Source organism: Marinobacter sp. NSM, assembly GCF_052380025.1.
Lineage (GTDB): Bacteria > Pseudomonadota > Gammaproteobacteria > Pseudomonadales > Oleiphilaceae > Marinobacter.
This window is the reverse complement of record NZ_JBQTCK010000005.1, coordinates 217,006-237,480: the sequence shown is the minus strand read 5'-3', so window position 1 is coordinate 237,480 and position 20,475 is coordinate 217,006. Positions and strand designations below refer to the sequence as shown.

General features: G+C 56.7%; 16 protein-coding genes. 12 read left to right on the top strand and 4 right to left on the bottom strand.

The genetic code is table 11. From position 1 onward, the window contains the following. Window positions 1-91 precede the first annotated feature (91 nt). Window positions 92-346 carry a GrxA family glutaredoxin gene (locus ACTZWX_RS13040; protein ID WP_138435373.1) on the top strand — a complete coding sequence of 85 codons (255 nt, stop codon included), beginning with the start codon at window positions 92-94 and terminating at the stop codon, window positions 344-346. Between the two features lie 71 nt (window positions 347-417). Here the strand turns inward: ACTZWX_RS13040 and ACTZWX_RS13035 are convergent, their stop codons facing one another. Continuing rightward, a complete protein-coding gene (locus ACTZWX_RS13035; protein WP_444714295.1) occupies window positions 418-1,680 on the bottom strand; it encodes a 6-phosphofructokinase in 1,263 nt (420 codons plus the stop codon). 144 nt (window positions 1,681-1,824) lie between these two features. Here ACTZWX_RS13035 and mpl point away from each other — a divergent pair, with 144 nt between their 5' ends. From mpl to ACTZWX_RS13010, 5 genes are all read left to right on the top strand, one after another. Continuing rightward, window positions 1,825-3,219 carry a UDP-N-acetylmuramate:L-alanyl-gamma-D-glutamyl-meso-diaminopimelate ligase gene (mpl, locus tag ACTZWX_RS13030; RefSeq protein WP_444714294.1) on the top strand — a complete coding sequence of 465 codons (1,395 nt, stop codon included), beginning with the start codon at window positions 1,825-1,827 and terminating at the stop codon, window positions 3,217-3,219. Further along, on the top strand, window positions 3,212-3,832 hold the full coding sequence (locus tag ACTZWX_RS13025) for a flavin prenyltransferase UbiX (protein ID WP_444714293.1): 621 nt from the start codon (window positions 3,212-3,214) through the stop codon (window positions 3,830-3,832). Before mpl ends, ACTZWX_RS13025 begins: the two co-directional genes overlap by 8 nt. Before the next feature lie 129 nt (window positions 3,833-3,961). Beyond that, window positions 3,962-5,101: an acyl-CoA dehydrogenase family protein gene (locus ACTZWX_RS13020; protein ID WP_444714292.1), complete on the top strand. Its 1,140-nt coding sequence runs from the start codon at window positions 3,962-3,964 to the stop codon at window positions 5,099-5,101. Window positions 5,102-5,241: 140 nt separating this feature from the next. After that, complete coding sequence (locus ACTZWX_RS13015; protein WP_444714291.1) at window positions 5,242-7,179, top strand: hypothetical protein; 1,938 nt, start codon at window positions 5,242-5,244, stop codon at window positions 7,177-7,179. Between the two features lie 1,054 nt (window positions 7,180-8,233). After that, complete coding sequence (locus tag ACTZWX_RS13010; protein WP_444714290.1) at window positions 8,234-9,913, top strand: ABC transporter permease; 1,680 nt, start codon at window positions 8,234-8,236, stop codon at window positions 9,911-9,913. Here the strand turns inward: ACTZWX_RS13010 and ACTZWX_RS13005 are convergent. Beyond that, window positions 9,910-11,037 (bottom strand): ABC transporter ATP-binding protein, encoded by a 1,128-nt coding sequence (locus ACTZWX_RS13005; RefSeq protein WP_444714289.1) that lies wholly within the window; start codon window positions 11,035-11,037, stop codon window positions 9,910-9,912. The two genes, ACTZWX_RS13010 and ACTZWX_RS13005, sit on opposite strands and share 4 nt — an antisense overlap. A gap of 194 nt (window positions 11,038-11,231) precedes the next feature. On the opposite strand from ACTZWX_RS13005, the gene ACTZWX_RS13000 reads away from it, so the two are divergent. The 4 genes from ACTZWX_RS13000 (at window position 11,232) to cysD (ending at window position 17,679) form a co-directional block, all read left to right on the top strand. After that, window positions 11,232-12,254 (top strand): Fe(3+) ABC transporter substrate-binding protein, encoded by a 1,023-nt coding sequence (locus ACTZWX_RS13000; RefSeq protein ID WP_444714288.1) that lies wholly within the window; start codon window positions 11,232-11,234, stop codon window positions 12,252-12,254. Between the two features lie 559 nt (window positions 12,255-12,813). Further along, window positions 12,814-14,388 (top strand): NADH-quinone oxidoreductase subunit L, encoded by a 1,575-nt coding sequence (locus ACTZWX_RS12995; RefSeq protein WP_444714287.1) that lies wholly within the window; start codon window positions 12,814-12,816, stop codon window positions 14,386-14,388. Beyond that, the gene (locus ACTZWX_RS12990) at window positions 14,388-16,745 is read left to right on the top strand and encodes a YbcC family protein (RefSeq protein WP_444714286.1); all 2,358 of its coding nucleotides are present in this window, start codon (window positions 14,388-14,390) and stop codon (window positions 16,743-16,745) included. The genes ACTZWX_RS12995 and ACTZWX_RS12990 overlap by 1 nt, the downstream gene beginning before the upstream one ends. Window positions 16,746-16,764: 19 nt before the next feature. After that, entirely contained in the window at window positions 16,765-17,679 is a 915-nt protein-coding gene (gene cysD / locus ACTZWX_RS12985) for a sulfate adenylyltransferase subunit CysD (protein WP_444714285.1), read from the top strand. 86 nt (window positions 17,680-17,765) lie between these two features. Here cysD and ACTZWX_RS12980 read toward each other — a convergent pair whose 3' ends face one another. Then, on the bottom strand, window positions 17,766-17,984 hold the full coding sequence (locus ACTZWX_RS12980) for a hypothetical protein (protein WP_444714351.1): 219 nt from the start codon (window positions 17,982-17,984) through the stop codon (window positions 17,766-17,768). On the opposite strand from ACTZWX_RS12980, the gene ACTZWX_RS12975 reads away from it, so the two are divergent. After that, window positions 17,901-18,500 carry a DUF6671 family protein gene (locus ACTZWX_RS12975; protein WP_444714349.1) on the top strand — a complete coding sequence of 200 codons (600 nt, stop codon included), beginning with the start codon at window positions 17,901-17,903 and terminating at the stop codon, window positions 18,498-18,500. The genes ACTZWX_RS12980 and ACTZWX_RS12975 overlap by 84 nt on opposite strands. 6 nt (window positions 18,501-18,506) lie before the next feature. Beyond that, the gene (locus ACTZWX_RS12970) at window positions 18,507-19,496 is read left to right on the top strand and encodes an L-threonylcarbamoyladenylate synthase (protein WP_444714284.1); all 990 of its coding nucleotides are present in this window, start codon (window positions 18,507-18,509) and stop codon (window positions 19,494-19,496) included. On the opposite strand, the gene ACTZWX_RS12965 is transcribed toward ACTZWX_RS12970, so the two are convergent. Then, entirely contained in the window at window positions 19,493-19,690 is a 198-nt protein-coding gene (locus ACTZWX_RS12965; protein ID WP_058092241.1) for a hypothetical protein, read from the bottom strand. The genes ACTZWX_RS12970 and ACTZWX_RS12965 overlap by 4 nt on opposite strands. Window positions 19,691-20,475 lie beyond the last annotated feature (785 nt).

The following is a 20,475-nucleotide window of genomic DNA, read 5'->3' as shown; positions in this document are numbered from 1 at the left end:
ATTTTCAATTGTTGCTTCTCATGTCATCATTTATACCAACTATTGAACCATTCGTTTCGCCCTTGGGCTCACCCGGATTCAGGAGGTTGTTATGGAGCAGGTCACTATTTATGGCCGTACAAGCTGTGGTTTTTGTGTTCGGGCAAGGGACCTGTGTGAATCCAGAAATATCCCGTATATCTGGGTCGATATGATCGAGCGGGGAATGAGTAAGCAGGATATTGCCGATCAGATCGGCCGCCCGGTGTATACCGTGCCCCAGATTCTCGTCGGTTCCGAATACGTTGGCGGTTTCGATGATTTTTATGGCTATGTTCGCGACCACGAGGCCGCAACAGCACGCTGATCGCCGTCCGTTTTCAGGCACAAAAAAGCCCGGCTACCGTGAGGTGACCGGGCTTTTTCATGACGACCAGATCAGAGCTTGAACTCAGTCCTCAGCTTCTTCTCGACCAGCTGGTTTTTCAGGTGCGCAACCTTGGGCAGACCATTCTCGAATGGCGGGAAGCTCTCGCCCTCGATCAACGGCTGCAGGTAGTCCCGGCAATCCTGGGTAATGCCAAAGCCATCATCAGTGATGTAGTGGATTGGCATTTTCTTTTCCTGGTTGGCTACTTCGCTCAGGTTGGCCTCACCAATGCTCCAGCGGTAGGGCTTGGCCTGCTCGCGAACAATGGTCGGCATCAGCGCCTGTTTGCCTGCTATTGCCATTTCCACGGCGGCCTTGCCTACGGTATAGGCTTGCTCCACATCGGTGGCCGAGGCAATGTGCCGGGCGGCCCGCTGCAGGTAGTCAGCAACGGCCCAGTGGTACTTGTGTCCCAGGGCCTGTTTGACCATGTTGGCCAGTGCCGGAGCAACACCGCCCAGCTGGGTATGGCCAAAGGCATCCTTGGCACCGGCGTCGGCCACAAAGCGGCCGTCTTCGTACTGGGCCCCCTCAGAAGCGACCACCACGCAGTAGCCGTAATCTTTCACACACTGGTCGACTCGCTCCAGGAACTTCTCCCGGTTGAACGGAATTTCGGGGAACAGAATGATGTGCGGTGGCTGGCCTTCACCCTGGCCGGCCAAGCCACCGGACGCTGCAATCCAGCCCGCGTGCCGGCCCATTACTTCCAGGATGAACACCTTGGTGGAGGTTTCGCACATGGATTTGATATCCAGGCTGGCTTCCAGGGTAGAGGTGGCAATGTACTTGGCCACCGAACCGAAGCCCGGGCAGCAGTCGGTGAACGGCAGATCGTTATCGACAGTTTTGGGCACACCAATGCAGGTGATCGGATAACCCATTTTTTCACCAATCTGTGAGACCTTGTACGCCGTATCCTGAGAGTCGCCGCCACCGTTGTAAAAGAAGTAGCCGATGTTGTGGGCGCGGAAGACTTCGATCAGCCGCTCGTACTCGCGCTGGTTCTCGGAGATATTCTTCAGTTTGTAGCGGCAGGAGCCAAAGGCGCCGCCCGGGGTGTGAAGCAGCGCCGCAATGGCGTCGTCTGATTCCAGGCTGGTGTCGATCAGCTCTTCTTTCAGGGCACCGATAATGCCGTTACGACCGGCAAACACCTTGCCTATTTTATCCGTGTGCTTGCGTGCGGTCTGGATAACGCCACAGGCGCTGGCATTGATAACGGCGGTAACCCCGCCAGACTGGGCATAAAATGCGTTCTTGATAGCCATCTCGGGCTAAGGCCTCCTGCTGGTTCAACGATGGCGCAGATGATACGCCAAACACGGCGGTTTTTCATGAGCACATACCGGCTCTTGACCCCGCAGAAAGTATGGTAGAGGCTTGGCAGGTTTCAAACCGGAGGCAACACGTTAATGCACATACACATTCTGGGCATCTGCGGCACCTTTATGGGTAGCCTGGCGGTTATCGCCAGAGAGCTTGGCCATACCGTGACCGGCTCCGATCAGGGTGTTTACCCGCCCATGAGTACCCAGCTTGAGGCTCAGGGCATTGAGTTGATGCAAGGGTACCGTGCCGACAACCTTGAGCCCAGGCCAGATCTGGTGCTGATCGGCAATGCCATGTCCCGGGGTAATCCGGAAGTGGAGGCGGTGCTCAACCGGGGCATTGATTACATGTCTGGCCCCGAGTGGCTGGCCCGTGAAGTGCTCCGCCATCGCTGGGTGATGGCGGTCGCCGGCACCCATGGCAAAACCACCACCACCGCTATGCTGTTGTGGATTCTGGACCAGGCCGGGTTTGATGCCGGTTACCTGGTAGGTGGCGTGCCCCAGGATTTCCCGGTTTCGGCGCGCCTCGGTACCAGTGACTTTTTCGTGATTGAGGCGGATGAATACGACAGTGCGTTTTTCGACAAGCGTTCCAAGTTCATCCATTACCGCCCGAACACCCTGATTCTGAACAATCTGGAATACGACCACGCTGATATCTTTGACAGCGTGGAAGCCATTGAACGCCAGTTCCACCACTTGGTGCGTACCGTACCCTCCCAAGGGCTGATTATCCGCCCGGCGGTCGACAAGCACCTGGATAATGCCCTCGACATGGGCTGCTGGAGCCCGGTGCAGGATACCGCCATCGGCAGCGAGATCAGCCGCACCGCAGACTGGCGCGCTGAACTGCTGGCGGAGGATGGCAGCCGGTTCATGGTGATTCACCACGAGCAACCAGTCGCCACCCTGAAATGGAACCTCACCGGCATGCACAATGTGCGCAATGCGCTCTCGGCCATCGCCGCTGCCCGCCATGTGGGTGTCACCCCGGACCATGCAGTGGCGGCCCTGTGCCGGTTCTCCGGCGTGAAACGGCGCATGGAACTGGTGGGCGAAGTAGGCGGTGTGCGTGTGTATGACGATTTCGCTCATCATCCCACGGCCATCGCCCTGACTCTGGAGGGCTTGCGCAACCGGGTGGGGGATGAACCGATACTGGCGATCATCGAACCCCGTTCCAACACCATGAAGCAAGGGGTGCACCAGCAAACCCTGATTCCCAGTGCCGCCGCTGCTGACCGGGTCCTCTGGGGTAACCTCAGCGATATGACCTGGCTGCCAGAGCTGGTCGAAGGCTGGCGTGCTGAACATGGTGAACTGGATCACCATTGGGTGGAAGCATCGGTTGAAGCCTTGATTGCCCGCGCCGTGGAACAACTACCTGAAACCTGCCACATTGTGGTTATGAGCAATGGCGGCTTTGGTGGTATTCATCGCAAACTGGTTGCCGAACTGGAGAAACGTCGTGGCTGATAACCCGCCGGTCATCAATCTGGCCTTTACCGGTGCCTCTGGTGCCCAGTATGGGCTGCGACTGCTGCAATGCCTGGTGGCCAATGGCTGCCGGGTGAATGTGATGGTGAGCAAGGCTGCCCAGGTGGTAATCGCCACCGAGACAGAGTTCCGGCTGCCGGGTTCCAAGCCGGCCATGGTTGAGGCGTTCACGGACTATACCAAGGCAAAGCCGGGGCAGGTGCAGGTGTTTGGCCGGGAAGAGTGGTTCTCGCCACCAGCTTCCGGCTCTGGAGAAAAGGCCCCGCTGGTTGTCTGCCCGTGCAGCACAGGCACCCTGTCGGCGCTGTCTACCGGCGCCAGCAACAACCTGATCGAGCGAGCCGGCGATGTGGCGCTGAAAGAGCGCCGCAAGCTGATCCTGGTGTTGCGGGAAACACCGTATTCCGAGGTTCACCTGGAGAATATGCTTAAGCTCACCCGCATGGGCGCGGTAATCATGCCCGCCAGCCCCGGGTTCTACCACAACCCCCAATCATTGGATGACCTGGTGGACTTCATGGTGGCGCGGATTCTGGACCACCTGGACCTGCCGCAAACCCTGGTACCCCGTTGGGGCGAGAGCGCGGACTGACGATCCGCGCCCGTCCGGGGCGATGGTTTTGGCCAAAGCGATTGATGGTTTTCACCATTGAGCGAAAACCCGCCCCGCCACAGACTTGCTGAACACAACGATAAACCAACCCGTTCACCGAGGTTCAGCATGATTCCACGTACTCTTTTCGACGCCGATCTGGAAGGCTTCCGGGACTCCGTCCGCAAATTCCTGGAGCAGGAAGCCGCGCCTTATCACGAACAATGGGAAAAAGACGGCCAGGTCAGCCGCGAGCTTTGGCGGAAGGCGGGCGAGCTGGGCTTCCTGTGCCCGATGCTGCCGGAAGAGTTTGGCGGTGTTGGCGCCGATTTCCGATATTCCGCGGTGATTATGGAAGAAATCTCCCGGGCCGGTTTGTCTGGCATCGGATGGGGCCTGCACTCCGATATCGTTGCACCCTACATTCTGAACTACGGTTCAGAAGCGCAGAAACAGAAGTACCTGCCCAAAATGGCCTCTGGTGAAATGATTACCGCCATCGCCATGACCGAGCCGGGCGCGGGCTCTGACCTCCAGGGCGTAAAAACCACCGCGATTCGCCAGGGCGACCACTACATTCTGAACGGCTCCAAAACCTTTATTACCAACGGCCAGCTGGCGGACCTGGTGATCGTTGTCGCCAAGACCGACCCCAAGGAAGGCGCCAAGGGCACCAGCCTTTTGCTGGTGGAAACCGCCTGGGAAGGCTTCGAGAAAGGTCAGAACCTGAACAAGGTGGGCATGAAGGCCCAGGATACCTCCGAGCTGTTCTTCCAGGATGTAAAAGTACCGGCAGACAACCTGCTGGGCGCCATGGAAGGACAGGGTTTCTTCCAGCTGATGCAGGAGTTGCCGGCGGAGCGCTTGCAGGTGGCGCTGACCGCCGTAGCCGCCGCAGAAGCCGCTTGGCAATGGACCCTGGATTACGTTAAAGAGCGCAAGGCCTTCGGTAAGCCGGTTATCGCGTTCCAGAACACCCGCTTCAAACTGGCGGAACTGAAAGCCGAAATCACCGCCGCCCGCGTGTTTACCGACCGCTGCCTGGAACTGCACCTGGACAAGAAGCTGGACATTCCCACCGCTGCCATGCTCAAGCAGCACACCACCGACCTCCAGTGCAAGGTGATGGACGAATGCGTGCAGCTGCACGGCGGTTACGGCTACATGTGGGAATACCCGATCGCCCGGGCCTGGGCAGACTCGCGGGTTCAGCGCATCTACGCCGGCACCAACGAAATCATGAAGGAAATCGTGGCCCGGTCGTTCTGATCGGAGCCCTGTAAGTGCAAGCCCCGGCACATTCCGGGGCTTGCCTGTTACCAAACTTTACAATTTGCCAAGCCTGTCAAGGTCTGTACCGATCACATCTCCTAAAGTAGCGGCACTAATAAAGATAAATGGTTGCCGCGATGAAACGCCTGATCACCCTTACTGTTCCTTTGCTGTCTCTTGTTATCGCCGGCTGCGGTGAAGAATCCGATCGCTTGCCCGTTGACGGGCGAGATTTCGATGGGGTTGATTACAGCGAGCCTGCGCCATATCAGGGGCGCGTGATTGACGGTTACCTCAACAATGCCCGAGTCTGGCTGGATATTGATGGTGATGGCCAATTCACCCCGGGCCCGCTGGAAGTGGAGTTGGCCAACGGCGCAGTTGTGATTCTCGACGAAGGTGAGCCCACGGCCATGAGTGGCCCGGGCGGCAGGTTCTCCATCAATATCTCGGCACTCAGCGTGGACCCATCCGTTGGGCCTAATCTGGACCCCAGGCATTACCCGCTGTACGCCCTGGCCATTCCCGGCAAAACCCTGGAGGAAACCTCCCGCGGTGACGTGGTAATTCAGCAGGCTTACCTGATGTCGGCCGGCCCCGGCATCCGTAACGTGACACCACTGACCACACTGGCCCGGTTCCGCGCCGACGCCGCCCGCCGCAATAGCCTGAGCCCGGTCAATGAAAGCCAGTTAGCAGATCTGGATGGCCTGAACCTCTGGCAGGACTATATCGTTGCCGGTGATCATCGCGCCCACGCTTACGCCAGAGCCTTGGCTCGCTTCATGGCCAGCCAGATTCCGGATAGTTACAATGAAGTGCTCTCGCGCCCCGGCAGTGACGGTACCGAGCGGCAACTGAGTAAGGATGCCGTTTTCCTGTTGGGCTATTCCCTGGTGCAGAACGCGGGCGATGTTATTGCCATCGTTGATGCGGCTGCAGCAGGCAATTATGAGAATCTGGACACCGATTCACTGGCATTGCCCAACGTGCCAGTGGGGTTGGCCAATCCGATGCTCTTGACCCGCCTGCAGGTATCTGCGTATTCCAGGCGGGGGCAGGATCTGCCCACGGGTACCTCCGATCTCGAGATATCTGCGGAACTGGTTTTTGATTACACCGAAGACGGGCAACTGCTTTCCGTGTCCAGTCGTGGGTGCCTGGTGCCTTCCATGCCTGAGGTCACCCGCCTGATCCAGGTGAACGGTTATATGGCGCAGTTGAAGACCCAGTGGCTGCCGTCGGCCTCTCTCTCCCGCCAAAGTCGACAGCGCTATGAGGAAGAGGGCGAGGCTATCCACGAGCGAATAGTCTTCGATTGGGACAATCAGCAAGCGTACTTCGATACCGTAACCAGCTGCCACGAGCAAACCCTGGCGGTTTCTCCGGAAAGCTCAGAGCTGGACGGAACGCCGGAACTGTCCTGGAGCTGGACCCAGGATGATGCCGGAGTAGAGTTGGTTGAGCGCCAAGGGAGTGCGGGAGTTGAGCGGCGAACCTTCACGACACTGGCGGCCAACTCGCCATCGGAAGAGCTGGAGGCAGATGCGCCGGATTGGGTGACCGGTTACCGGGTACTGGCGGAGGAGGTGACGGAAGCAGAACTCAGTTTCACCACGCCCGATGAGGCCTGCGAACCTGAAGATACCGACCGAACACCGGTTGATGAGGCGGCACCCTATGTCACCCGGCTATTCCCGTTTGACTACGCCGGCAATACAGAGGCCGCCAACAACTTCGGGCCCCGAGCCTATGAGTACGACGCCCGTGACGTGGACGGACTGGCCATAAAGCGATTGCTGAAACTGCCGTTCCTGGACACGGCAACGGCTAATCTCGATGGGGTCAGCCCCGGTGATGGCGCCTTCCAATGGTCGCTCTACTACCCCCGGCTGGATGCCGACAGCCTGAACCCCGACCTGCCAAACTTGATCCAGACGGCGTACCTGATGGATGCGACAACCGTGGCCGGTTGTGGTGCCCGGTTCCAGAATGCGCCGAGAAACGCCTATGCCAGGTTAGATTATCAGTATCAGACCTTGTCGGATTACCTGTTGGGGTTGCTGGCGGAGTGATTTGAGCTCGTCGGGTTGTGGCTTCCGAGGTTAGGCGAGGGGGCAGGGCTCAGGAGTCCAGATTCGCCAGAACGTTAGTGCATCAGACATGAATGAGCTTTTTTATTATTTCACTATTAACGCGTTCAGCCTCCGAATAGGTCCAGTTGCCCCCCCCCGATCATAACTGAAAGCGAACATTTGCTTTAGGCACCACGTTGGTGGAAAGCTCAGTGAATAAAGTGCCCACCAATATGTTGCATTATTATTTTCAGGCTGGCTGACCTGGCCTCACTCGAGGTGCGGTCTACCGAGAGCGTTGCATAGCGCCTGTTTGTCTGCTGATTACCTCCCTGGCCAGGAAAGCGCAAGACAGTCGGTTCGTTTCAAAAGCATGGAGCACAGACAGATTAAAAGGTCAGCATGCTGATTAGTGTTGCTACATAAATCGACCTTGCTCTCTACCACTCGTGGATGGCGCGGGATATCTGCGGAGGTTTAAACTGCCCAGTCAGAGCACTGGCTGGAGTCTTATTATATGGAGGCTGGCAATAATTTCGTTCGGTTAGTGAAGTCTTGGTAGTGTTGGATCTATCTGTGCTGATCAAACCCTGCCCAAAGTGACAGAAAGCTTTAGGGACGAACTCAGTAAGCTCGGTGGCAAGAGGCAGGTTCCCTATCTGGTTGACGACCATACTCTGGTTCTGGGTAGCTCGACAAAGTCTCGGCGATTCGCTCTCGAACTGAAGCAAATACCAGTCATCGCTTTTTGACCTCAGCGCTTCTATTACACAGCTGTCCTGATTGCCATGTCGGGGTTGGCCATTGATTGGAGGTGGTGCCGGGTAAGTTCGATGATAGGCGAGGGGATTCTGATGGACCGGCGTAAGTCCAGACTCTAATTAAACATGCACCGGTTGTAGAGTATGATCAAACGCGCACCGGTATAGCATTGTCAGGTCCGTGATTGCCGGTTCGTTATTTTTCATAGTGCCATTGTATCGCTTATACTTCGCAAACTTATCTGCTCTTCGTAGGCTGTATGGCTAATTATACGACATCGCAAACAAGCGGTTTGACAGGCTCCGGTACCGGAGCCCGTGCGGCCGGTCATCGCGCCCGCCGTTTCAGCGCCTGGACGGTCAGTACCTTCCTGATTGCGTTGCTGGTTGCTCTGCCAGTTCTGGTTATATTAGCCCACGTGTTTTTCCCGTCCGGCGGGGTCTGGCAACACCTGGTTAGTACCGTGCTCGGCAGATATCTGAGCAACACGGTGATTCTGAGCCTGTCGGTGGCTATTGGCACCACCTTGATCGGCACCTCCTGTGCCTGGCTGGTGGTGATGTGCCGTTTTCCCGGCAGGCGTCTGTTCGAGTGGGCACTTTTACTACCCCTTGCTGTACCGACTTACGTCATAGCTTACGCCTACACCGATTTCCTGCAGTTCGCAGGGCCATTACAGAGTACGCTGCGTGACTGGTTTGGCTGGGAGTTTGGCGACTACTATTTTCCGGATATTCGATCGTTGGGTGGCGCATCCCTGCTGATTACCATGGTGCTCTATCCCTATGTTTACCTGCTTGCCCGGGCCTCTTTCATGGAGCAGTCGGTAAGCGCGCTTGATGTCGGCCGAACTCTGGGCCTCGGCCCCTGGCGAATGTTCAAACGCATTGCCCTGCCGCTGTCGCGTCCCGCCATTATCGGCGGGGTCTCACTGGTACTAATGGAAACGCTGAACGAGTTCGGGGCGGTCCAGTTCTTTGGTGTGGATACCTTCACGACCGGCATCTATCGCACCTGGTTTGGTCTGGGTGAGCCGGTGGCGGCTGCGCAGCTGGCGGCCTGTCTGCTGGTGTTCGTGGTATTGGTTGTGGTTCTTGAAAGGGTTTCCCGCGGGGGCAAGCAATACCATACCTCGGCGCGCTACCAGGCTCTGCCGGAGTATTCGCTCAAATCCGGACAGGCCGCCCTGGCTTTTCTGGTGTGCTTCCTGCCAATTCTGATCGGGTTCATTGTGCCAGCGCTGATCCTCTTGGAAATGGCCATTACCACCGGCGATGCCCTTTTCGGTACTCGCTTCCTGGAGTTCGCGTTCAACAGCTTCATCCTGGCATCGAGCGCGGCGCTGGTGGCCGTTGGTCTTGCAGTTATGCTGAGCTATGGTGCACGCCTGAATCCCAGTCCTTGGGTCAGGGGCGCCAATCGGATTGCAGCCATGGGCTATGCCATCCCGGGGTCGGTTGTTGCGGTTGGCATCATGATCCCCCTGGCCTGGGCAGACCAGCAGTTGAATCTTTTTCTCCGGGATAGCTTTGGCTTTATGGTGGGATTGGTACTCAGTGGTAGTGCATTTGTCCTGATCTATGCCTATACCGTGCGTTTCCTGGCGGTGTCGTTCAACACCGTCGAGGCCAGTCTCGGGAAAGTGACGCCGTCCATGGACGCAGCGGCCCGCACGCTGGGCCAAACAGCAGGTGGGACTCTGCGCAAGGTGCACACGCCAATCATGCGCAGCAGTCTGCTGGCAGCAGGTATTCTGGTGTTCGTGGATGTGATGAAGGAACTGCCGGCCACCATCATTCTCAGGCCATTCAACTTTGACACGCTGGCGGTGCGTGCATACAGCCTGGCCTCTGACGAGCGGCTGGCAGAATCCGCCATGTCCTCTCTAGCCATTGTTGCCGTGGGCATCATTCCTGTGGTGATTCTCAGCCTGGCGATGCGCCGATCTCGTCCGGGCAATGACCGGGTTTAACGCCAGGTTTCTGCCTCAAACAGGAAAACCTGGAACATGTCCAGCTCAAGGGAGACTGCCTGACCCTCCTCTGGCAGAAACACCCCCGGCACTTTGGCGTGCAGGTGCATCTCCTGACCGTCTGGTCCATGGGCGCAAATATGCAACAGGCTGGTCGGCCCCAGCAGGCGGGACATAATGACATGGCTGGTGCGATCTTCAGCGACCTTCCCCTCCAGGGGCGTCACTCTGACCGCCTCAGGTCGTATCAGAACCCTGATATTCGCGCCTTCGTCGAATCGTGACGCGTCCAGTCGGCCCAGAGGCGTCGCTACCTGGCCGTCATGCACAATTCCGACGTGTTCATTCACCTGACCGAAGAAATTCACCACGAACGGCTCGGCCGGGTTGCAGTAGAGTTCTGTAGGCGAGCCAGTTTGCACAATCTCGCCATCGCGCATCAGGGCGATTCGATCCGCCATGAACATGGCTTCCTCGGGATCGTGGGTGACCAGCAGGGTCGCCGTGTTCAGCTCTTTTAGCACATGCAAGGTGTCGTCGCGGATCTGATCACGCAGGCGGGCATCGAGGCTGGAAAAGGGCTCATCCAGCAGCATCACCCTGGGAGACGGCGCAAGAGCTCTGGCCAAGGCGACCCTTTGCTGTTGGCCACCCGACAGTGTATGTGGGTAAACATTGGCGGCATCCGCCATGCCCAGGCGTTCCAACAGATCCAGCGCTCTGGATTGTTTCTGCTTCTTGGGTAGAGTGCTGATGCCAAAGCAGACGTTTTCAAGCACAGTCAGGTGCGGGAAAAGTGCAGATTCCTGGAAGGCCAGGCCCACGTTGCGTTTCTCAGGTGGCACCTGTACGCCACCGGGGGCCGAGACCAGCGACCGACCCAGAAACACCTTGCCACTGGAAGGTACCTGAAGCCCTGCTGCGATCCGTAAAAGGGTCGTTTTACCACAACCCGATGGCCCGAGCAGACACACCACCTCGCCCGCCTCCAAGTGGAGGTTGATGTCTCTGACAACGCTAGCGCCATGAAACTGGCAATGCACCCGGTCAAGCATGAGTGACGGGCCCGACAGACCGTTTTCAAGTTGGTCGTTGTAGGTGAGGCTTTGCTGATAAATGCTCATGTTGCCAATCCAACCTTCCGGTACAAACTGTGGTGAAAATGAGATTGTAATCTTCTTGCATCTAATTGTGTATTGAATACGTAAAAGCGACTGATTCCTATTTATTGACTTCCACAAAGAAGTTGGGTCTAATCGTCGTAAATATAAATCGTTATCACCTTTAATAACGCTCAACAACCAAGGAGATTGAACCCGTGGTATCTTATAAAGCGAAATTGGCAGCTTCTATATTGGCAACCACCCTCGCGGCAACCAGTGTATCTGCGAGCGAAGTGAATCTGTACTCCGCACGCCACTATGATTCCGACCAGGCCATTTACAATGCTTTCACCCAGGAAACCGGCATCAAGGTTAACCTGATCGAAGGCAAGTCGGATGCACTGATCCAGCGGATCAAGCGCGAGGGCGTCGCCAGCCCGGCGGATATCCTGATCACAGTCGATGCGGGCAACCTCTGGCGTGCCGACCAGGAAGGCATTTTCCAGCCGGTCAATTCTGAAACCCTGAACAGCCGACTGCCGGATACCCTGCGTCACCCTGAGGGCCACTGGTTTGGTTTCAGTCAGCGCCTGCGTGTGATCTACTACGATCGCTCTGATTTCGATCCGGCCCAGATCAGCCAGTACGAAGATCTGGCGAAGCCCGAGTTCAAGGGCGAAATCTGCATCCGTTCATCCAGCAACATCTACAACCAGTCTCTGCTGGCCAGCCTGGTCGAGCACCACGGTGAAGAGGGGGCACAGGAATTGGCCCAGGCTGTTGTCGACAATATGGCTCGTGATCCCCAGGGTGGTGACACCGATCAGATTCGTGCTGTAGCTGCCGGTGAATGTAACCTGGCGGTGGGCAACCACTACTACTATGCCCGTCTGCTGAACTCCGACGATGTTGCTGATCGTGAAGTGGCCCGTGAAGTCGGCATCATCTTCCCGAACCAGGACGGCCGTGGCGTGCACGCCAACATCGGCGGTGCGGGCGTCGTAGCCACTGCACCGAACAAAGACAACGCGGTGCGGTTCCTGGAGTTCCTGGCTTCCGATACGGCCCAGCAGATCTTCGCCGAGAGCAACCACGAGTACCCGGCAGTAGAGGGTGTTCTGAAGAACCCGGTGCTGGATTCCTGGGGTAACCTGAACATTGATGACATTAATGTCAGTGTACTGGGTACCAACAATCCGGAAGCGGTTAAGATCTTTGATAGGGTTGGTTGGCGTTGATTGCAGCGCCGCTGCCCTAAACGGGTAGGATTTGAGAAGATCTGTTGAATGAAAACAAGTGGGCGCTACTTTGGCGCCCACTTGCTTTCTGTCTTGACCTTCAATTGAGCTTTATCCAGTTGCGGTGAACATTTCGAAAAAGCTCATTGTGCCCAGTGAGCGGCTTTTTTGTGCGAAGCGGTGGTGTTCTTTGCAAAGGAGCAGTTCTGAGGTGTCGGACGATTCAAAGCTGCCGTAGTCCTTTCCCCACACGTCTTATGTGCCGATTTTTGAAACTGTCAGCCAGCGGTTGTTAAGCTTGGTTATCTCGCCCTGAGCCTGCATGGGCAGAGGTGACTCAGATCATACTGTCATCCATCAGAGGGATCCACAGCGACAGCGGAGGCACGATCGTCACATGGTCATCAAAGTGGTTGCGATGGCTGTCTTGCAGTGTGTTTGTAAATCGCCTAGTCCGTTCTTTAATATCGAACAATCTAATAAGATATATATATTTTTGTTTGCAGCAAAAGCCTTGGATACTACGCGGACTAAATACTTCTGATCCCGAGGTCCGCGCATGCTCGATGTTCAGGCGATCGAATTCTCGTTCTCACTGCTGGTACCGCTGCTTTTCGGTGTTGGGGCAATCGCGACCGGATTGGCAACCAACCAGAACAGCCTTCTCGCACGGTCATTGACCTTCAAGCTTGCCTTTGTATCTGCTGTGGCCGCTGCAATCGGAAGTTGGTGGTGGCCGGTCGATGGCGTCTGGTTCAGTCAAGCGCCTCTGGCGTCGATCATGTTGCTGCTGACCACTTTGCTGGGAATGGTGCTGGGACGTTTCTCGGAGAGGTATCTTGCAGGGGAACCGGGCCAGCGCCGCTTCATGATTTGGCTTCAGGGGATCCTTGCCAGCGTTTCCATGATCGCCATCACCAATCATTTGCTGGTGTTTCTAGTTAGCTGGATTGCCATCAGCGCAAGCCTGCACCAGTTGCTGATGTTCTTTCCTGATCGCCCACGCGCCGCCCTGGCCGCGCACAAAAAATTCATCTTTGCGCGAATTGCGGAGTTCTGCCTGGCACTGGCGTTCCTCCTGCTTTATGTCCAGTACGACACACCATTTATTGATCGGATCCTGGCCCAGGTATCCGCTTCATCAGAACTGCCCGCCACAGCGCAAATTGCTGCGATCCTGATGGCAGCGGCTGCCCTCTTTAAATGCGCCCAGATGCCTTTCCACGGATGGTTGATCCAGGTGGTGGAATCACCCACCCCGGTGTCTGCGCTGCTTCACGCTGGCGTTGTTAACCTTGGCGGCTTCCTGATGATTCTGATGGCGCCGCTGATTGTCCAGGCAAGCGCTGCCCAATGGCTTTTATTGTTGGTGGCGGGACCTACTGCTGTGTTTGCCAGCCTCGTCATGATGACGCGCATCTCCATCAAGGTGAGGCTGGCCTGGTCAACCTGCGCCCAAATGGGCTGGATGCTGGTTGAGTGCGCTCTAGGCCTTTACGAGCTGGCGCTCCTGCACCTCGTGGCCCATTCCGCCTACAAGGCACACACCTTCCTTAACGCGGGCAACACGGTCGAGCTGTCGATGAAAAAACGTCTGGTTGAAATCAACCAGCCCGGCCCTGGGCAATGGCTGACCGCTGTTTGTTTTTCGGCCCTGTTCATACTGCCGACCATCTTCCTGGCCAGCGAGGCAAGACCGGCAGATCTTTTTTCATGGGTCGTGCCTGGCATCGCGTTGACGATTTTGCTTTCAGAATTCCTAGCTGCGGGCGGTGGCGTTTTCACCCTTGGCAGAGGCTTGATTCTTGGTGCCGTTTTCTGGGCTCTGTACTGGCTTCAGAAAACCTTCTTCAGTCTGGTGCTGACGCCACCGGATAGCCAGGCAGGACTGGTAGCCGTGGGTTTCGTCGCTATCCTGATCGCCCTGCTCGTGCGCGGCTACTACCAGATTCGCTACCACCGTTTCTCACCCGCCGGCGCCAGGCTTTACCGATTCCTGTTTGCCGCAGGCTATCTCGATGAGTGGTCCACGCGCCTGACCCTGAAAATCTGGCCGGCGAAACTGCCCGATGTTGTGCGGCCCCGGGCCGTGGTCAGCGTGTCCTCAACTTCTGGTTCCAGGGAGTCCGTGTAATGTTAGCGTCCGATTTTGATGCCACCACCGAAGCAAACACCGACACGCCGGATTGGCAGGAAGCCGTCACCGATGCCTGCAATCGGATTGCGCCGTCCTGGCCGCTGGATCAGATGATCGCGGTTAACCCGTTCTGGGAAATGCGGGATCTGCCGTTTACCAAGGTAGCCTCACGCATGGCGGCACTCAACGGCACCTGCTGTCAGAATCAGGCCGCGCTTTTACACCAGGGCGATGGTGCTGTCCCGGCCAAAACTGCCAGCATGCCGGAGCACTGGCAGAATCTCAGCGCCCAACTGGATCGCAACCGCGATACCGCCCATCACGTAGGCTGGCAGGACGAGGTTATTCACCAGATCAGTCAGTTCTGCGGAGACTACTTCCAGCGCCTGGATGCGGGAGATTTCAGGGCGGATGCCCAGGATCTGTATCAAAGCTGGCTGGAAATGACCCGGGCGGACCGTGGCATTGCCATCGTCATGGAAGAACCATCATTGCCTTCCCAATTTCAGGTCCTGCCCGATCAGCACGATAAGCTGATCACAGACGCCTTCAACGCCCTCGCGGCAGAGCCTTCCTACACGGCGGACTATGCCCACGCGCTCTTGCTGGATATCAACGGATGGTCATCCTGGGCCGCCTACCTACGCTGGCAGGCAAGACTACGTGGCAGCGAGGAAGATTTACTGCCGGGCCTGTTAGCCATCCGGCTGGCCTGGGAACTGGCCATCTGGCGGCATGTTCAACACATTGGCGGCGCCATCTTCGCCGAGCTGAAACGGGGTTGGCTTCAACAGTGGGACACCTGGCCCGAAATGCTGGAGATCCATGAAAAATCCCAGACCATGGGGTGGCGCCAGCTTACAGAAGCCGAGACGGCCTACCAGTCACAGCTGGCCGATAAACTCCTGTCAAAACCTGAAAAGCATTCGACGGACGACCAGCCACCCAAACTTCAGGCCGCCTTCTGCATTGATGTTCGCTCGGAGGTTTTTCGCCGTGCGCTGGAAGCCCAGGACTCCGCGATCCAGACTCTTGGGTTTGCGGGTTTCTTCGGGCTACCGATTTCGTACCGCCCCGAAGGCACTGGGTTTTCCCGGCCCCAACTACCGGGTTTGCTGGCGCCCGCGCTAGAGGTCACAGAGGCCGAGCCGTCTGGACGCTTCAGTCGGCAGTCACTGGCCAACCATTCCCACTGGTCCCAGTTTTCCAACGCGGGGCCGGCCAGCTTCAGCTTTATCGAGAGCATGGGGCTGGCGGGCCTGGGACGCATGGTGCGCAAGACCTTTTTTGGCAAATCCTCGGCTAACCCGGTTGACCAACTCCATCAAGGACATACCGAGTTCGAGATCCGTCAGAATGGCGCCCTGCTGGGGGCGGAAGAGAAAGCAGAACTGGCTGGCGGCATTCTCCGGGCCATGACCCTGACTCATGAGTTTGCGCCCACCGTACTGCTGGTCGGGCACGGCAGTAGCACCCGTAACAACCCCCACGCCGCTGGCCTTGACTGCGGCGCCTGCGGCGGGCAGACCGGCTCAGTGAATGTTCGTGTGCTCGCCGGCATACTCAACGACACCGAGGTACGCGCGGTCCTGGCTGAACAGGGAATTTCCATCCCGTCGGAAACCCGTTTCGTGGGAGCACTGCATAACACCACCACCGACGAGATAGAGTGCGCCGGTGACGTTCCCGACGACATCCGGCATTTCCTGGCCAGGGCCGGTGCCCAGGCACGCCGTGAACGAGCGGTTCGTCTTGGAATCGAGACCGAAAATGACGTCGACAGCGCCATCAGAAAACGCAGCCAGGACTGGTCCGAAGTTCGCCCCGAATGGGGGCTAGCCGGGAACGCCAGCTTTATCGTGGCGCCTCGCTCAGCTACACGACACCTGGATCTGGGGGGGCGCAGCTTCCTCCACGACTACCGTTGGCGCGAGGACGAGGGCTTCGGAATCCTCGAGCTGATCATGACCGCGCCCATGGTGGTCACCCACTGGATCAACCTGCAGTACTTCATGTCCGTTACCGATAACTTTCATTACGGCAGCGGAAACAAGGTCCTGCATAACGTGGTTGGCGGCCACCTGGGCGTTTTCGAGGGCAACGGCGGCGATTTGCGCATCGGGCTGCCACTACAGTCAGTACACGACGGCCAACGCTGGATGCACGAACCACTCCGTCTGAGCGTCTACATTGCTGCCCCCAAAGAAGCCATTGCTGAGATAGCGACAAAGCACAAAGTGGTGAAGGAACTGATCGATAATGAGTGGTTATATCTGTTCCGGATCGATGACGAGCAAACATTGATCGAACGGTTTTGCCGGAATCAGTGGGAAACCGGCGCAAAAGTTGGCTGACGGAGCGGGGTGACAAAACGTGCTGACCCATCTGGAACATCTTGAAGCAGAAGCGATTCATATCATGCGGGAAGTGGCCGCATGCTTCGAAAAGCCCTGCATGTTCTACTCCATCGGCAAGGATTCAACAGTCATGTTGCACCTTGCGCGGAAGGCCTTTTGGCCCGGCAACGTGCCGTTCACCCTGCTGCATATAGATACAACCTGGGAATTCGCCGAGATGGGGCGGTTCCGGGACGCCTTGGTGGAAAAGCTCAACCTTGACCTACGGGTATGGATTAACAGAGAGGCGCTAGATGCTGGCGTCCACCCGATCCGATCCGGTTCTGTCGTATATAACGACCAAATGAAAACTCAGGCTTTGAAGCAAGCGCTTGCCCATTATCGATTCGATGCAGCACTGGGCGGCGCTCGACGGGACGAGGAAAGATCACGAGCCAAAGAGCGCATCTTCTCCGTGAGAGACGAATCCCAGCAGTGGGACCCAAAGAATCAACGTCCAGAACCCTGGGCCATCTACAACACCAAGATCAACAAGGGCGAATCAGTTCGAGTCTTCCCTCTTTCAAACTGGACTGAGCTCGACATATGGATGTATATCCTTCGGGAAAACATTGAGATAGTGCCCCTGTACTATTCTTCCCCACGCCTGAGCTGGTTGGACGACGACACAGGAACCATCCTGGCTCTTGATGACGACCGAATGCTGCCTCATCTAACGCCTTCTGAAGAGGCTTCGCTCGAAACACGAACCATCAGATTCCGAACGCTTGGATGCTACCCGCAGACAGGTGCCGTCGAGAGCACCGCGACGACGGCCTCAGATATTGTATTGGAAATGATGTCGGTACGGACAAGTGAGCGTGACGGTCGTCTGTTGGACAAGGATCAAACAGCCTCCATGGAACGGAAAAAACGTGAAGGCTATTTTTGATGTCGCACTGGAACGCCCGTTCAGCGATCCTGCTAACCCGGCATGGCAAGTTACCCGCCATTGCGCGGCCACTGGAACAGCTGGGGTTAACAGTAACCTGCGACAGCAGCTTCGACACCGATCGCCTCGGGACCTTTACCCGAGAAATAGAGCGTTTCGCCGGTCAACGGGAGACTGCGCTCGAGAAAGCGAAAATCGCTTCGGAGCAGGGCGAAAATCGTATTGGCCTCGGCAGCGAAGGAGCCTTTGGCGGTGGTTTTTTCTGCATCAATCTGGAGATTGTGTGCTTGTTTGACCAGAAACACGGCCTAACTCTTTACGGAGAACACGCGGCGCCGTTTGGCCTTGAACAGGCCTCCATAAGTTCTGCTGAAGAACTGAAGAGGTTTATGGATCGCTGCCCCACGGGTCAGGGGCTGGTAATGCGGCCCGAGCATGCAGGGCACCCGGACATTCACAAGGGACTGCATCACCAGCATGAAATCAATGCCCGGTTCAGAGCGCTTCGAGGCAACTCGGCGTCTGGACAGGTTTTCGTCGAATACGACCTTCGCGCACATCATTCTCCAGGTAGAATGGCCAACATTGGCCTTGCTGCAGAAAACCTCCGAGCCAAAATGGCAAGCTTGTGTCCCAGTTGTGTTCTGCCCGGCTTCTGGATAACCGATTTTGAAAGAGGACTACCGTGCAGTGCGTGCGATACACCTACAAGCCGACCCAGAACTTATGTCTGGTCCTGCCAAGCATGCGACTACAAAGAATCACGCCCCGTGGAGGCCGTGACAACCGAACCCGATTTTTGCCCAACCTGTAATCCCTGAGACCCTATGCCCGCAACCATCAAGTTAGACGCAACAAAATCTGCTCACATTGAGAAAGCAGCTGACCTGCTCCTCGCCGGCCACCTTGTCGCCGTGCCCACGGAAACTGTGTACGGACTGGCGGCCGATGCCAGCAACGAACAGTCGGTCAGAAAAGTTTTTGAAGCAAAGCAGCGCCCGGTCGGACATCCCCTGATCGTGCATGTTGCCTCAGTGGACAGGGTCCGGCTCTGGGTAGACCATATCCCGGAAACCGCCATGCAGTTGATCAAGGAATTCTGGCCGGGCCCATTAACGCTGCTACTGCCAAAGAAAAGAGGCATCAGCGATTTCATTACCGGCGGCAATCCGGGCGTGGCGGTAAGAATGCCGGCGCACCCGGCCACGCTAGCGACCATGGAGAAGCTTGGGCGGGATCTGGTTGCTCCGTCCGCCAATCCCTATGGCAGGATCAGTCCTACAACCGCAGAGCATGTCCTCGCAGGCCTGTCCGGCAAAATCGAGGCGGTACTGGACGGAGGGGACTGTTCGGTAGGCATCGAGTCCACCATTATCGATCTGACCGGCGATACGCCAGTCATTGCCAGGCCCGGGCAGATCGCACAGCGTGATATCGAAGCCTGCCTGGGCATCACGCTCGCGCCAGGCAAAAGCGCCAGTCAGGCCGTGCCGGGGAGCGTAAAGCGCCACTATCAGCCGGTCACACCTACCGTTGGCGTGGCTACGGATCGGTTCACCGGGCTTCTGCCAGACGTCACGCCGGCAGGCGAAAAGATTGGCGTTATCTGGTGGCAGTCGCCACCGGGCGAACGGGCATCCGAATCCATCATGCTCAGTGCTGATCCAAATGAGTACGCTCGCATGCTGTACACCGCCATGCACTCCATGGACAAGGCAAACGTCGATCGGATCGTGATTGAGCTTCCGCCCCGGGAAAGCCAATGGCTGGCCGTTCACGATCGGCTGGGACGGGCCTGTAGCGAACAATTCACTTAACCCGGCACAGCCTGACCTTTGAGAGAGAATTCAGGGCGGAGGTCATTACTTATTTGCAAAATGAAAAACTGGTCCAGAAGCAACGCAGCTAGCTTATGGCCGGAAAAACGTTGGTTATCGAGTGCAACCAAAAGCTGATCGACGCTGACACCTGCATTGATGGGGCCCATCCTCAGCTGAGCCAGAATAGGCATCTTGTTTTCTTAATTGCGACGAGTGTTGGATTTCGGAGACACTTTATACTCGGGCGGCTTTACTACAGGCCTCCCGAAGTCGCCAACTTTAAAGCAGCTTCTTGGTGATGGAGCACAGTGCCTAGTATATTTTTCCGAATAAAGTAGTTTCCACTATTCGACGGTCTATGGGCTGCGGTCATTCTTATACCCACAGCAAAATATCTGTGTGCAAAAGAGAGTGTTGAGTCGTTGATTCTAGATTAAGTTTCTGATCTACATCACTTGGGGAAAGTGATGGTGCCGAGGAGAGGACTGTTACTCCATCAAGTAAGTTACTTTAGAATCAATGGCTTAAGATATCTCCGTTTGTCCGTGTGTACTAGCTTCAGTGCCTACACACTGCTGTAATATAAGCATTAATTTGATTCCGATCCAGCTCCCCGCGCAATGCACCATACGATGAATATTTTATTAGAAATTTCTGAGCACCCACTGAGCTAGCTAACAGCCGTGGACTCCCCCCCTGTCCCCTATGCAGTTGGTGCCAAAGTTATTGAATTTCTCATGTGGATTAGACCGTTAGGCTATTCCTAGGTGAGGGCGATCCATTGTGAATCTTGGCCTCTCCGTATAACTCTCCTAGACCTCGGTGACCTCTGCAATGAGTTTTAGCGATAGGGTTAACTGGAGATTGGCTTTCTGGTCCACCGCAGAAGCCCGACTCGGAGAACTTGCGGACATTCCGAGCAGTCCAAAATTGAAGGGAGGCAGCTGGTGTAACGGCGGAGTTCGGCAAAGATTCG